Source organism: Alloyangia pacifica, from assembly GCF_020524285.1.
GTDB lineage: Bacteria > Pseudomonadota > Alphaproteobacteria > Rhodobacterales > Rhodobacteraceae > Salipiger > Salipiger pacificus_B.
The window spans coordinates 650,765-663,604 of the sequence record NZ_JAIVKX010000002.1 but is presented as its reverse complement, the minus strand read 5'-3'; the positions used below and the strand labels follow the sequence as shown (position 1 = coordinate 663,604).

The 12,840-nt window shown below is 67.9% G+C and carries 12 protein-coding genes and 1 tRNA gene; 4 read left to right on the top strand and 9 right to left on the bottom strand.

What is annotated here, in order from left to right:
- Positions 1–83: 83 nt before the first annotated feature.
- The 4 genes from LC039_RS03970 to LC039_RS03955 all read right to left on the bottom strand — a co-directional run bounded on the left by LC039_RS03970 (position 84) and on the right by LC039_RS03955 (position 3,246).
- The gene (locus tag LC039_RS03970) at positions 84–890 is read right to left on the bottom strand and encodes a lytic transglycosylase domain-containing protein (protein ID WP_226621750.1); all 807 of its coding nucleotides are present in this window, start codon (positions 888–890) and stop codon (positions 84–86) included.
- Positions 891–1,033: 143 nt separating this feature from the next.
- Positions 1,034–1,258, bottom strand: a complete 225-nt coding sequence (locus LC039_RS03965; protein ID WP_226621749.1) for a hypothetical protein — start codon at positions 1,256–1,258, stop codon at positions 1,034–1,036.
- Between the two features lie 142 nt (positions 1,259–1,400).
- Positions 1,401–2,807 (bottom strand): type I glutamate--ammonia ligase, encoded by a 1,407-nt coding sequence (glnA, locus tag LC039_RS03960; RefSeq protein ID WP_226621748.1) that lies wholly within the window; start codon positions 2,805–2,807, stop codon positions 1,401–1,403.
- A gap of 100 nt (positions 2,808–2,907) precedes the next feature.
- A complete protein-coding gene (locus LC039_RS03955) occupies positions 2,908–3,246 on the bottom strand; it encodes a P-II family nitrogen regulator (protein ID WP_092431348.1) in 339 nt (112 codons plus the stop codon).
- A gap of 171 nt (positions 3,247–3,417) precedes the next feature.
- Between LC039_RS03955 and LC039_RS03950 the strand changes: the two genes are divergently transcribed.
- Both LC039_RS03950 and LC039_RS03945 read left to right on the top strand, forming a co-directional pair.
- On the top strand, positions 3,418–4,962 hold the full coding sequence (locus LC039_RS03950; protein ID WP_226621747.1) for an NAD(P)H-hydrate dehydratase: 1,545 nt from the start codon (positions 3,418–3,420) through the stop codon (positions 4,960–4,962).
- 173 nt (positions 4,963–5,135) lie between these two features.
- A tRNA-Leu gene (locus LC039_RS03945) sits at positions 5,136–5,219 on the top strand.
- A 428-nt stretch (positions 5,220–5,647) separates the two neighbouring features.
- On the opposite strand, the gene LC039_RS03940 is transcribed toward LC039_RS03945, so the two are convergent.
- Positions 5,648–6,535, bottom strand: a complete 888-nt coding sequence (locus tag LC039_RS03940) for a serine hydrolase domain-containing protein (RefSeq protein WP_226621746.1) — start codon at positions 6,533–6,535, stop codon at positions 5,648–5,650.
- Between the two features lie 130 nt (positions 6,536–6,665).
- Here LC039_RS03940 and fabG point away from each other — a divergent pair, with 130 nt between their 5' ends.
- Positions 6,666–7,403 carry a 3-oxoacyl-[acyl-carrier-protein] reductase gene (fabG, locus tag LC039_RS03935; protein ID WP_226621745.1) on the top strand — a complete coding sequence of 246 codons (738 nt, stop codon included), beginning with the start codon at positions 6,666–6,668 and terminating at the stop codon, positions 7,401–7,403.
- A gap of 220 nt (positions 7,404–7,623) precedes the next feature.
- Positions 7,624–7,857: an acyl carrier protein gene (locus tag LC039_RS03930; protein WP_007800270.1), complete on the top strand. Its 234-nt coding sequence runs from the start codon at positions 7,624–7,626 to the stop codon at positions 7,855–7,857.
- Between the two features lie 348 nt (positions 7,858–8,205).
- Here LC039_RS03930 and LC039_RS03925 read toward each other — a convergent pair whose 3' ends face one another.
- From LC039_RS03925 to LC039_RS03910, 4 genes are read right to left on the bottom strand one after another with little or no spacing between them, the layout of a single operon-like run.
- On the bottom strand, positions 8,206–9,909 hold the full coding sequence (locus tag LC039_RS03925) for a thiamine pyrophosphate-requiring protein (RefSeq protein ID WP_226621744.1): 1,704 nt from the start codon (positions 9,907–9,909) through the stop codon (positions 8,206–8,208).
- Positions 9,910–9,911: 2 nt separating this feature from the next.
- Positions 9,912–11,270, bottom strand: a complete 1,359-nt coding sequence (locus tag LC039_RS03920; protein ID WP_226621743.1) for a TRAP transporter large permease — start codon at positions 11,268–11,270, stop codon at positions 9,912–9,914.
- Positions 11,267–11,773 (bottom strand): TRAP transporter small permease, encoded by a 507-nt coding sequence (locus LC039_RS03915; protein WP_226621742.1) that lies wholly within the window; start codon positions 11,771–11,773, stop codon positions 11,267–11,269. The genes LC039_RS03920 and LC039_RS03915 overlap by 4 nt, the downstream gene beginning before the upstream one ends.
- Positions 11,773–12,822, bottom strand: coding sequence for a TRAP transporter substrate-binding protein (locus tag LC039_RS03910; protein ID WP_226621741.1), 1,050 nt, complete (start codon positions 12,820–12,822; stop codon positions 11,773–11,775). Before LC039_RS03910 ends, LC039_RS03915 begins: the two co-directional genes overlap by 1 nt.
- Between the last annotated feature and the right edge of the window lie 18 nt (positions 12,823–12,840).

The window sequence follows — 12,840 nt, the reverse complement described above, 5'->3', positions numbered from 1 at the left end:
ATGAGGAGGAACTTTGTCTCAAACGGGTTCCGGGGAGGGCGATTTCCAAAAAATCGGACCACCCCGGGTTGCAGAAATGTAAATTAGCCGACTCTCTGCGCGACCAGCGAAATCGCCTGCTGGTAGACCGTCGCCGCGTTCCATTCGTTCAGCACGCGGAAGTTCGCGGTGCCCTCGCCGAAGGGCTGGCCGGGCTGCCAGCCCTTCTGGCGCAGGAAGTTCGCGGTCGAGGCCAGCGCGTCGAACTGGTTGTAGAAATCGACCCGGCCGTCGCCATTGCCGTCGACGCCGTAGCGCAGCGCATTGCCCGGCAGGAACTGGGTGTGACCGAGCTCGCCGTGGGCCGCGCCCTTCTGCCCGGGCGACAGCATGCCCCGGTCGACCATCTGCAGCGCGGCGATGGCATGCGGTGTGAAGAAGGAGGAGCGGCGGCAGTCATAGGCGACGGTGGTGATCGAGGAGACCACCGGCACGTTGCCCATTGTACGGCCGAAACCGGTCTCCATGCCATGGATCGCCAGCAGGATGCCCGCGGGCACGCCGTAGCGCTGTTCGAGCGCGCGGTAGAACTGCGGGTTCTGGTCGCGGCGCTTGCGCACCTGCGCGGCGAAGCCGTCGAGCGAGCCAAGGCGGATGCGGATGAACTCGTCGAGCGGGTACTTCACGCCTTTCTGGCTGCGGTCGACCTTGATCGTGTAGCTCGAGTAGGGGGCGCTCATCAGCGCCTGGATGCCGCGCTGGCCGACGCCCGCGCGCTGCGCCTCCGCGGCGAATTCGCGCTTCCACGCATCGAAGCCCGAGGCCGTGTTGCCGCAGGTCGCCGCGATAGCGGTTCCGGCGGAAAAAGACAGCGTGGCTGCCGCAAGGATTTTCAGAAGGGTGCGACGCATTTTGGGGACTCCGAACAAACGCATGTGCCGCAGCAACCTAGTGCGCGACCCGCGGTGCGGAAAGGGCCCGGCTGCCGACGTCGGGTCACGAGGCGGGAGTTTGCCGGGGCCGCGGCGCGAGCCCGGGACTGCCGACCGTCGTCTCAGAGCGATGCAATCTCCATGGCACGGGTGATGATCATGCCCGCCAGCGCGAAGACCGCGACGATGCTGATCCCCAACAGCACAAGCTTCTGCGTCCCGCGCCGGTCGGCGCGGTCCCCGTCGCCGGGATGGCTCGCAAGCGCGTCTTGGGGTTCGTCGGTGGCATCCGCGTAGGGGGCCACCCGCGAAGCTCCGTCGAGCCGGCCGGCCAAATTCTTTTGCATGCTGAAATTCCCTCTGTCTCGTGCGAGGTCATAATTCCCTCCGGCTCACGTTCATCGGCCAATCTGGAAATTGCAGGGCGGAATTCCGGCATGAAAAAGGCGCCCCGTAGGGCGCCTTTCATTTTCATCCGCAGGGGCGGGATCAGCAGCTGTAGTACAGCGCGAATTCCACGGGATGCGGGGTCATTTCGTAGGCTTCCAGCTCTTCCATCTTCAGAGCGATGTAGCCTTCGATCTGCGACTTGGTGAACACGTCGCCGGCCAGCAGGAAGTCCATGTCGGCTTCCAGCTCGGTGAGCGCTTCACGCAGCGAGCCGCACACGGTCGGGATCTCTGCGAGCTCTTCCGGCGGAAGGTCGTAGAGGTTCTTGTCCATGGCTTCGCCCGGATCGATCTTGTTCTTGATGCCGTCGAGGCCGGCCATCAGGAGCGCCGAGAAGCACAGGTAGGGGTTTGCCGCGGGATCGGGGAAGCGCGCTTCCACGCGCTTTGCCTTCGGCGATTCGGTCCACGGAATACGCACGCAGCCCGAGCGGTTGCGGGCCGAGTAGGCGCGCAGAACGGGGGCTTCGAAGCCCGGAACCAGACGCTTGTAGGAGTTGGTCGCCGGGTTGGTGAAGGCGTTGAGGGCCTTCGCGTGCTTCAGGATGCCGCCGATGAAGTACAGCGCTTCCTGCGACAGGTCCGCGTATTTGTCGCCTGCGAAGAGCGGCTTGCCGTCCTTCCAGATCGACATGTTCACGTGCATGCCCGAACCGTTGTCACCCTTGATCGGCTTCGGCATGAAGGTTGCCGAACGGCCGTAGGCCTGTGCCACGTTGTGGATGATGTACTTGTACTTCTGCAGCTCGTCGGCCTGCTTGGTCAGCGTGCCGAAGATCAGGCCCAGCTCGTGCTGCGAGGTCGCAACTTCGTGGTGGTGCTTGTCGACCTTCATGCCGAGGCGCTTCATGGTCGACAGCATCTCGGAGCGGATGTCCTGGCCGTCGTCCATCGGGTTCACCGGGAAGTAGCCGCCCTTGTAGGTCGGACGGTGGCCCAGGTTGCCCATTTCGAAGTCGGCGTCGGTGTTCCACGCGGCGTGGTCCGCGTCGACTTCAGCCGAAATCTTGTTCGGCGCGACCGAGTATTTCACGTCGTCGAACAGGAAGAATTCAGCTTCCGGGCCGAAGAAGGCCGAGTCGCCGATGCCCGAGGAGATCAGGTAGGCTTCTGCTTTGGCCGCGGTGCCGCGCGGGTCGCGGTCGTAGGCTTCGCCGGTGTCGGGTTCGACGACCGAGCAGTGCAGGCAGAGGGTCTTCTCGGCGTAGAACGGGTCGATGTAGCCGCTCTCGAGGTCGGGCATGAGCTTCATGTCGGAAGCTTCGATCGATTTCCAGCCGGCGATGGACGAGCCGTCGAACATGAAGCCTTCTTCGAGGAAGTCCTCGTCGACCTGATCGGCCATGACGGTCACGTGCTGGAGCTTGCCGCGCGGGTCGGTGAATCGGATGTCGACGTATGCGACGTCCTCATCCTTCATCAGCTTGAGAACTGCGTCCTTGCTCATTCCCTTCTTCCCTTTCTGTACTTGGGTCCGGTGTGTTCTGGTGTGTGTTCTTCCGCCGCGTCCCGGCGGCGGGCGGAAGACAGCGCAGGGCGGCCGCGGCTCAGAGCGCGTCGGAGCCGGATTCGCCGGTGCGGATACGGATGGCCTGCTCGATGGGGCTCACGAAGATCTTGCCGTCGCCGATCTTGTCGGTCTTGGCAGCAGAGATGATGGCCTCGACCGCGGCGTCGACCTGATCGTCGTCAAGAACGACCTCGATCTTCACCTTCGGAAGAAAATCAACCACGTACTCCGCGCCCCGGTAGAGCTCGGTGTGGCCTTTCTGGCGACCGAAGCCTTTCACCTCGAGCACAGAGAGGCCCTGGATGCCCGCATCCTGCAGAGCTTCTTTCACCTCGTCGAGCTTGAACGGCTTGATGATCGCCTCGACTTTCTTCATGGCCCTGACTCCTCGTGTTCCGTGTCGGACCCTGCCAGACCACTTCTCATGGGCGGCGACAATCGGATAGGCTGCCGCGGCAGGGAAATATGAGGCGATTTTTGGCATGTGGTTATTCTTTGCGCAAGTAGCTCATCAACTAGGCGGAATTGAATCGCGCATGAGGGCCGCATGAACCGGGTGCTGACCGCCGCGCAGATGCGCCATGCCGAGCAGATCGGAATGGAGACCGGCGCGGGCAGCGGCGCCGATCTGATGGAGCGGGCGGGGCAGGGTGTCGTTGCGGCACTTCTGCGGCGCTGGAGCGATCTTCTCGCCGCGCCGTCGCGGGCCATCGTGCTCTGCGGGCCCGGCAACAACGGCGGCGACGGATTCGTCATCGCGCGGCTGCTGGCCGCGCGGGGGTGGCAGGTCGAGGTCTTCCTGTTCGGCGATCCCGCGCGCCTGCCGCCTGACGCGCGGCTCAACCACGATCGCTGGGCCGCGCTGGGACCGGTTGGCCGGCTGCCCTTCGCTGCGCCGCTTGAGGCTCCGGGCGACAGCGGCGTGCTGGTCGATGCGCTCTTCGGCACCGGGCTGACCCGCGGCCTCGGTCCGGAGATCGCCGGGGGACTCGCCGCGTTCGACGCGCCGGGATTCGCGGGCTGGCACCGGGTGGCGGTGGATCTGCCCTCCGGGCTCTGCTCGGATTCGGGGCGCCTCATCGGTGGCGGGGAGGGGGCCCCTGCGGTGTTCAGCGCCGATCTCACGGTCAGCTTTCACGCCGCAAAGCAGGGGCACTACCTTGCCGAGGGTCCGGATCTGTGCGGCGCGCTCGAGGTGGTGGACATCGGCCTGCCGGAGGGGCTGGTTCCAGAAGCGGTGGCGCTGGTGGAGGCTCCGGCGGTCCCGCTCGCCAAGCGCGGCGGCCACAAGTTCGGCCACGGGCACGCGCTGGTTATCAGCGGCGGCTTCGGGCGCACCGGCGCGGCGCGGCTCGCCGCCCGCGCCGCGCTGCGGATCGGGGCCGGGCTGGTGACGCTCGGCGTGCCCGGCGCGGCGCAGATGGAAGTCGCGGCGCAGATCACCGGGCTCATGATGCGCCGCGCCGACACCGGAGACGACCTGGCCGGACTGCTCGAGGATACCCGGCTGAACGCGCTCTGCCTCGGCCCGGGGCTCGGGCTCGAGCGCGCGCGCGCGCTGGTGCCCGTGGCGCTGGCGTCGGCGCGCGCGGTGGTGCTCGATGCCGACGCGCTGAGTGCCTTTGCCGATGCGCCCGCCGAACTCTTCGCGGCGCTGCACCCGGAGTGCGTGCTCACCCCGCATGGCGGCGAGTTCGCCCGTCTGTTCCCGGACCTCGCCGATCGCCTCGCGGCCCCGGCGGAGCGCGGTCCGGCGTTTTCGCGGCTCGACGCCGTGCGCGCGGCGGCAGAACGGTCGGGCTGCCCGGTGCTGCTCAAGGGCCCTGACACGGTGATCGCCGCGCCGGATGGCACGGCCGCAATTCACGCAGCGGTCTACGGACGTGCCGCGCCCTGGCTGGCCACGGCGGGGGCGGGCGACGTGCTGGCGGGGCTGATCTGCGGGCTCATGGCGCGCGGCGCGGGGCCGATGCAGGCGGCGCAGACGGCGGCCTTCCTGCATTTCGAGGCGGCGCGGCACGTGGGCGCGGGGCTGATCGCCGAGGACCTGCCCGAGGCGCTCCCGGCGGTTATGCGCGATCTGGGCGCGTAGCGGCAGCGCCGATGCCGCCCCGTGGCGGGGAAGACCAGTGGCGCGGTTCGGGACTGCGCCGGCGCCTGCGCGACGGCAATCGCCGTCGCGAGCGGTTGGAGTGATTTTTCCTCTCGCCTCGCACGTGGCACTTTGCTAGAGATTCGCCCGATCCGGGTGCCGCGCACCCGTGTGCGGGTGTGGCGGAATTGGTAGACGCACCAGATTTAGGTTCTGGCGCCTTTGGCGTGGGGGTTCGAGTCCCTTCACCCGCACCACTTTGATCGATCGCCATCGGAAAGCAGCGACAGGTTTGATTGGCCCGGCACCGGACCGGGCATGGCCTGCGCGGATCATCACTCATTTGGAAGTGTTCAGGGGGCCTGTCAGGAGAGGCGCGCTTCGCCGCAGGGGGCGGGACGTACCTCATCCGGCTCCGGGACGCTGGCTGCATGTGCGTGGCTGCCGGGCGATACTGGATTACGATCCAGAAGCTGGGGCGCTGCGTCATATGGCTGGCGGGAGGTGGATAGCTGGCTGGCGTCAGGGCTGGCTCGCTGTCTTGGAAATTAGATACGCGTGCCGGCGGCTGCGCGCAAGGGGTATGGGCAAAAAATCATGCAAACTCAAATGGTTGAGTAAATTTGTCGGGTAGTTATTGCCGACTGTTTCCATCAGGTTGAGGTGCGAAAGCGGCCCGCCACCGTCAGAGGGCGGCGCGCACGGCGGCGTGCTCGGCGATGCCCTCGGACGGTCCCGGCGCGAAGCTCGCCACGGTCACCGGCGGGGCGGCGTCGGGAAAATGGTAGACCGCGTTGACGCAGAAGGGGCCGCCGCCCGAATGGCCGATGGCGCGTCCCGCGGCGCCGGTCCGGCCGTTCATCAGCCCTAGCGAATAGCCGCAGTCGGTCCAGGGGCGGCCCTCGAGCGCGCCGCCCAGCAGGCGGCGCTGCAGCATCTGCGCCTGCGAGGCCGGGGCCAGCAGGGCGCCCGAGAAAACCGCCTGCAGCAAGCGCGCGGCATCCGGGGCGCTGCCAGTGAGGCAACCGTGGTAGACCCAGCCCGGGTGGTAGCCGCGCGCCGCGGGCCAATGCACCCGCGCGAAATCGGCGCGGGTGGTGGCAAGGGCGATGCTGCGCAGCCCGAGCGGGCCGGTGATCGCCTGAACGACATGCGCGCCAAACGGCTGTCCGGCGGCCTCCTCGATGCGGTCACGCACCAGCATGTAGCCGAGGTTGGAATAGGCCCAGCCGGCGCCGGGGGTGAAGCGCGGTCCCTGCGCCATGGTCTCGGCGTAGAGGCGGTCGCGCGGCCAGGGCGCCTCATTCGCCGCCACCGCGTCACGATACGTCTGCAGGGGGAAATAGTCCGGCAGGCCCGCCGTGTGGTCCAGCAACTGGCGCAGGGTGAAACTCTCGCCGGGGCGGGGCACATCGAGCTGCAGCCTGCCGGCCTCGGCCAGCTTCAGCGCGCAGATGGCCAGCACGGTCTTGGTGAAGCTCCAGTAGGGCAGGATCTCGGTGCCGGTGCCGCCGAGCATCTCGGCGGTGTCGCCACGCAGGCGGCAGGTGATGATGGGCAGGGGCGGCGCCATGCGCCCGGCATAGCACGGGCGCGGGCCAGCGCCCAGCGGCGGCGCGGCGGGCCCCGGGCCTTGCCCGATGGCGGCAGGGATGTCATATCGCGCGGAACGACTTACGGAAAAGCAGAGGGGCACGGGCCTTATGTTCGATCTGACGGGAAAAAACGCGCTGATCACCGGCGCTTCGGGCGGCATCGGCGGCGCCATCGCCAAGGCGCTGCACGGCGCGGGCGCGACGGTGGGGCTCTCGGGCACCCGCGAGGCGCCGCTGCAGGAGCTGGCGGCGGAGCTGGGCGAGCGCGCCTTCGTGCTGCCCTGCAACCTCTCCGACCCCGAGGCCGTGGCGGCGCTGCCGAAGCAGGCGGCGGACGCGATGGGCTCGGTCGACATCCTGGTGAACAACGCCGGCATCACCCGCGACAATCTCTTCATGCGCATGTCGGATGACGAGTGGCAGTCGGTGATCGACGTCAACCTCACCGCCAACTTCAAGCTCTGCAAGGGCGTGCTGCGCGGCATGATGAAGGCGCGCTGGGGCCGCATCGTCAACGTCTCGTCGATCGTCGGCGCCACCGGCAACCCGGGCCAGGGCAACTACGCTGCGGCCAAGGCGGGCCTCGTCGGCATGACCAAGTCGCTGGCCTACGAGGTCGCCTCGCGCGGGGTCACCGCCAACGCCGTGGCGCCGGGCTTCATCGAGACCGCGATGACCGACAAGCTGAACGACGAGCAGAAGTCCGGCATCATGGGGCAGATTCCCGCGGGCCGCATGGGCACGGCGGATGAAATTGCCGCAGCGGTGCTCTATCTTTCCAGCCCGGAAGCTGCTTATGTCACCGGCGCGACGCTGCATGTGAACGGCGGTATGGCGATGCTCTGACCGCGTGCCCGAACGGCACGGCGGAAAGCGTTTGCCATCCTGCGTGCTTATGCTATAGGCGCGCAGGAACTTTGATCGGTCTGGTGCATTCGCGCCGGTCTGGTCTTTCCCGGGTCTTCCGGGGTTACGTTGCCCGGTTCCGGGCGGATTGAGCAGCCACCCCGCTGGGGCAAGGGCAAAGACGGGCCGGTCGGCCCAGACACATTGTGAGGACAGAAGAATGAGCGATATCCCTGATCGCGTGCGCAAGATCGTGGTTGAGCACCTGGGCGTTGAAGAAGACAAGGTGACCGAGAGCGCCTCCTTCATCGACGATCTGGGCGCAGACAGCCTCGACACCGTGGAACTGGTCATGGCCTTCGAAGAAGAGTTCGGCATCGAGATTCCCGATGACGCAGCCGAGACCATCCAGACCTTCGGCGACGCGGTGAAGTTCATCAAGGAAGCCTCCTGAGCTTTTCCGACTCCCCGAGCGGAGTTGCGAACGGCGCCCCTCGCGGGCGCCGTTTTGCGTTTCCGGACCGCCACAACGGGACTGTCACAACGCTTGTGGTGGGGCGGAACGGGGGCGCTGTCCGACCGATGCATGCTGCGCCGACCGCGACCATCGCGGTCGCTCGGCAACCTTCGGGGGCAAATATCGAGGTGGCAGGGGGCGCTGCCCCCTCGCCGCTGCGCGGCTCACCCCCGGCGTATTTTGAAAGAGAAGAAGGGCCCGAGGTGCGACCCGGGCCCTTCTTCTCTTGTCAAATACGCACTCCCGGCGGCGGGGCCGGGCGCGCCGCCGGCCAGGGGCGCGGGCTCAGCCGGCGATGCGCACGTTGAGCAGGGCGCAGCGCCGCTCCTCGCGGATCACCTCGAGCGCGGCGTCGAGAGCCGGGCGGAGCTGCTCGGGGATTTCCACGGCGCGGGCCCAGGCGTTGCTGGCCTCGGCCACCTTGCAGAAGTCGGGGCTGGGCGCGAGGCCGGTGAGCGGCATGACGTTGGCCTTGCCGGCCGCGCCGTCGGGATAGAGCCCGGTGACCGAGTGGCGCACGGCGCCCCATTCGGCGTTGTTCAGGATCACGATGAGGATCGGCAGCGCCAGCGCCTCGGCGATCTGGTGGCAGGCCACGGGATTGGCGAACATGTAGCTGCCGTCGCCCAGCGTGGCGACGCAGATCCGCTCGGGGGCGGCGAGCTGCGCGCCGAGCGCGGCCGGGAAGGACCAGCCGAGCCCGCCGGAATGCGGCTCCTGGAACCATGCGCGATGCGTGCGGCGCGGCAGCGGGCCGAGCATCGTGCCAAGCTCGGAAAAGACCGAGGCGGGGGCCTCCTGCGCGTCGAGCGCCTCGCCGAGGATACGGCTGACGGCGGGCTTGGTCAGCAGGTCTCCCTGCGGCTGTGCGGCCGCCTCCTGCGCGTGGCGTGCGCGCGCCGTGGCCTCGGCGAGGCGGACGCGGCGGGGGGCGACGTGATCGCCCTTGGGCAGTTCGGCCATGGCGGAGATCAGCGCCGGGATGGTCCGGGCGTTCTCCCCGGTGATGCTCAGATCCGAGCGGAAGTTGCGCACCGGAAAGCGCGAGAAGATCGGGTCGGGTCCCATGTTGGCCACCTTCGACCCGGGGCGCGGCGCATGGGCGTCGGGCATCCAGGGGGCGAGGCAATCGAGGATCAGCACCACGTCGGCCTCGGCCAGCCAGGGGCCGGGATCGGCGCCGACGTGGCAGGGGTGGTCAGTGGGAATCGCGAGATGCGTGGCCCACCACGAGCAGACCGCGATGCCCCAGTCCTCGGCCCATTGCGCGAAGGCCGCGAAGCTGTCGGCGTCGCCCGAGCCGCGCTGCGCGATGATCAGCGGGCTGTCCGCCCCGGCCAGCCAGCCGGCCAGCGTGGCGATGGCCTCGGGGTTCGGTGCGGCCTCGGAGGCGGCAATGGAGGGGGCGGCGTCCAGCCCCTCGGTCGGCACAGGCTCGCAGAGCACCTCGCGCGGGATCGACAGGTAGACCGGCCCCTTGGGGGTGGAGTTGGCGATGGCATGGGCGCGGTCCAGCAGGCCGGGGACCTGCTCGGGGAACTTCAGCTCGTACTCCCACTTGGCGGCCTCGCGCACCAGCGCCGCCTGGTCGCGCATCTCCTGGCCCCAGCCGATCGGCACGGTGCGGGCGCCGAAGCGGCCTGCCTCGGTGACCGGGGTGCGGCCCGACATCAGGATCATCGGCACGTGCTCGCAGGCGGCGTTGATCGCGCCGATGGCGCCATTGGCCAGCCCGACATTGGTGTGCAGCATCACCGCCTGCGCCTTGCCGGTCATCAGGTAGTAGCCATGCGCCATGCCCATCGCCGCGTGCTCGTGCGGCATGGTCAGCGCCTGCGGCAGCTCGATGCCCTCGGCGGCGGCCTGCGCCAGCCCCTCGATGATCGGCGGGAAGTCGGTGCCGGAGTTGGCGAAGACATAGTCCACGCCGAGCGCCTTAAGCCGGGGGAAGATCGCCCCCCCGGCGGTGACGGTGGATTGGTCTTTCATGGTCAGCCTCCCAGCAGGGTTGGCAGCCAGAGCGTGAGCACGGGGAAGGCCAGGACCAGAGCGACCCGCACCAGCTCGGCGCAGAAGAAGGGGACGACGCCCTTGAAGGTCTCGATCATCGGCGTGTCCCTGGCAAGCGCCGAGATGATGAAGACGTTCATGCCGACGGGCGGGGTGATCAGCCCCAGCTCGGCGACGATGAGGGCAAGGATGCCGAACCAGACCTTGAGGTCCTCGGTGCCCATGCCGAAACCTGCGGTGTCGGCGGTGGCGTAGAGCCCGCCGTTCAGCTCCACCAGCATCGGCCAGAAGAAGGGGATCACCAGCAGGATCATCGACATGCTGTCCATCAGGCAGCCGAGCAGGATCAGCGCGATCAGGATCAGTACCATGACCATCATCGGCGCCATGCCGCTCTCGGCAATCCACAGCGCCGCCTGCTGCGGCAGGCCGATGCGGGACATGAAGATCTTCATCAGCTCCGCACCCAGCAGGATGACGTAGATCATCCCCGAGGTGCGGGCGGTGGACTTCAGCGCGGTGACCATCTCGGCGATGCCGACGCGGCGCTTGGCGAGGCCGTAGACCCAGACGAGAAAGACGCCGACGGCGGCGGCGGGCGTGGGGTTGAAGAAGCCGCCGTAGATGCCGCCCAGAACCAGCCCGAAGATCACCATGACCGGCAGCAGGCCGAGCGTTGCCGAGACGAACTCGGTGCGCCCCGCCGCGCCGCCCGCGGGGCCCGCCGCGGGGCGGACGCGCACGTAGATGGCGATGGTCAGGATGAAGAACAGCACCGCGAGGATGCCCGGCAGCATGGCCGCGGCGAACATGGTGACGATATTGGCCTCGACGATCACCGCGTAGACGATGAGCACCACCGAGGGCGGAATGAGGATGCCCAGCACGCCGCCCGCGGCGAGCGAGCCGGTCGCCAGCGCGCCGGAGTAGTTGTAGCGCTTGAGCTCGGGCAGGGCGACCTTGCCCATGGTCGAGGCGGTGGCCAGAGACGAGCCGCAGACCGCGCCGAAGCCGGCGCAGCCGGCGATGGCGGCCATGGCGGTGCCGCCGCGCATCCAGCCGAGCCAGGCGTTGGCACCGCGGAACAGCGCGTGGCTCAGCCCCGCGACCGTGGCCAGCTCGCCCATCAGCACGAACATCGGCACGACCGAGAGGTCGTAGATCGAGAACTGCCCGTAGGCGAGGGTCTTCAGCTGGCTCAGCAGCAGCATCGGCCCGTTGATCAGCATGATGCCGACGCCGCCGACCAGGATCATCGCGTAGGCGATGGGAATGCGGATGGCGATGAGGATGATGAGGACGACAAGCGCGATGATGCCGAGGGTGATGGGATCGCTCATGTCCGGACCTCCGACAGGCTTTCGCGGAAGGTGACGGCGGCGGCGGCGATCAGCAGCACCAGCGAGACGAGGATTGGCACGAAGGCCCACCAGATGGGCACCTGCAGGATCGTCGTCGTGTAATTGTAGGCCTTTTGGTCGAGCATGCCGAGATACATCCGCCACACGAGGATGCCGGCAAAGCCGAAGGCGATCAGCGAGGCGAGCGCGCGCAGTACCGCCAGCACGGGGCGGGGGGCGTTCGCGGTGAAGATGTCGGCGGTGACATTTGCATCGGTGAACTGGCAGAACGGCAGGAAGGCGAAGACCGCCACCGCGACGCCCATCTCGGTCAGTTCGAAGTCGCCGGGCAGGGGTTTGGCCACCACGGCCCCGACGACCGAGGCGACATTGACCAGGACGATGCCCAGAAGAAGCACCCCGCCGAGCAGCGCCCAGAGGGTGACAAGACGTGCGACCGCAGCGGAAAATCCGCTGCGGCCCTCAACTTCTGCGGCGAACATCAGTTGCTCATGCTCGCGTCGGCATTGGCCTCGATCAGCTCGCTGGCCTTGGCGACCATGGCGGCGCCGTCGATGCCCTTGGACGAGACGTCCTCGACCCAGCGGTCCACCACCGGCTCGAGCGCGGCCTGGAAGGCGGCGGTCTCTTCCTCGGTGAGGGTGATGTGGGTGTTGCCGGCATCGGTCGCGACCTTGATGCCGCGCTCGTCGATGTTGCGCCAGATGCGGCCGACCTCGGCCACCCAGTCACGATCCGACGCATCGCGGAACGCCTTCTGGATGTCCTCGGGCAGGCTGTCCCAGCGCGCCTTGTTCATCGAGACCTGGAAGGTCGTGGTGCCGAAGCGCGCCTTGTCGTAGCCCTCGATCTGGTACTTGGTCTGGTCCTGCAGCTTCAGCGCCGGGATGATCTCCCAGGGGATGAAGGCGCCGTCGACGACCTTCTTCGACAGGGCCTGCGGCAGGTCCGGCACCGGCATCGAGACCGGCGAGGCGCCGAGCGCCTCGATCACCCAGGCGCCGGTGCGGGTCGGCACGCGCAGCTTCAGCCCCTCGAGATCGGAGGGGGTGTGCACCTCGCGGTCGACGGTCTGCATGCCCTGTCCGGCGTGCACGTGCAGGAACATCGGCTCCATGCCCTTGTAGTCGTCCTTGAGGTACTCGTCGTACATGTCATAGAGCGCCAGGTTCGCCGCCACCGGGTCGTTGACGAAGACGAAGGGCAGCTCCATCACCTCGGTGCGCGGGAACAGGCCCGGCGTGTAGCCGTTGACCGTCCAGATCAGGTCGACAACGCCGTCGCGCACCTGGTTCACCAGCTCGGGCGGACGCCCGCCGAGGGTCATCGAGGGGTAGATCTCGATCTTCACCTTGCCGCCGGAGTTCTCCTCGACCGCCTTGGCCCAGGGCTCGATCATGTCCGTCTGCGCCGGCGACTTGGCGCCGAGCAGGTGGTGCAGCTTGAAGACGTGTCCCTGGGCCCAGGCGCCGCCGGCGGCGACGCTCAGGGCCAGGGCCGCAACCGCGGTCTTCGCGAGTCTCAGTTTCATGTAGTTTCCTCCCGTTTT

Coding starts and splice junctions, on each gene's coding strand:
- LC039_RS03970 (WP_226621750.1), bottom strand. CDS start 890: ATGCGTCGCACCCTTCTGAAAATCCTTGCGGCAGCCACGCTGTCTTTT.
- LC039_RS03965 (WP_226621749.1), bottom strand. CDS start 1,258: ATGCAAAAGAATTTGGCCGGCCGGCTCGACGGAGCTTCGCGGGTGGCC.
- glnA (WP_226621748.1), bottom strand. CDS start 2,807: ATGAGCAAGGACGCAGTTCTCAAGCTGATGAAGGATGAGGACGTCGCA.
- LC039_RS03955 (WP_092431348.1), bottom strand. CDS start 3,246: ATGAAGAAAGTCGAGGCGATCATCAAGCCGTTCAAGCTCGACGAGGTG.
- LC039_RS03950 (WP_226621747.1), top strand. CDS start 3,418: ATGAACCGGGTGCTGACCGCCGCGCAGATGCGCCATGCCGAGCAGATC.
- LC039_RS03940 (WP_226621746.1), bottom strand. CDS start 6,535: ATGGCGCCGCCCCTGCCCATCATCACCTGCCGCCTGCGTGGCGACACC.
- fabG (WP_226621745.1), top strand. CDS start 6,666: ATGTTCGATCTGACGGGAAAAAACGCGCTGATCACCGGCGCTTCGGGC.
- LC039_RS03930 (WP_007800270.1), top strand. CDS start 7,624: ATGAGCGATATCCCTGATCGCGTGCGCAAGATCGTGGTTGAGCACCTG.
- LC039_RS03925 (WP_226621744.1), bottom strand. CDS start 9,909: ATGAAAGACCAATCCACCGTCACCGCCGGGGGGGCGATCTTCCCCCGG.
- LC039_RS03920 (WP_226621743.1), bottom strand. CDS start 11,270: ATGAGCGATCCCATCACCCTCGGCATCATCGCGCTTGTCGTCCTCATC.
- LC039_RS03915 (WP_226621742.1), bottom strand. CDS start 11,773: ATGTTCGCCGCAGAAGTTGAGGGCCGCAGCGGATTTTCCGCTGCGGTC.
- LC039_RS03910 (WP_226621741.1), bottom strand. CDS start 12,822: ATGAAACTGAGACTCGCGAAGACCGCGGTTGCGGCCCTGGCCCTGAGC.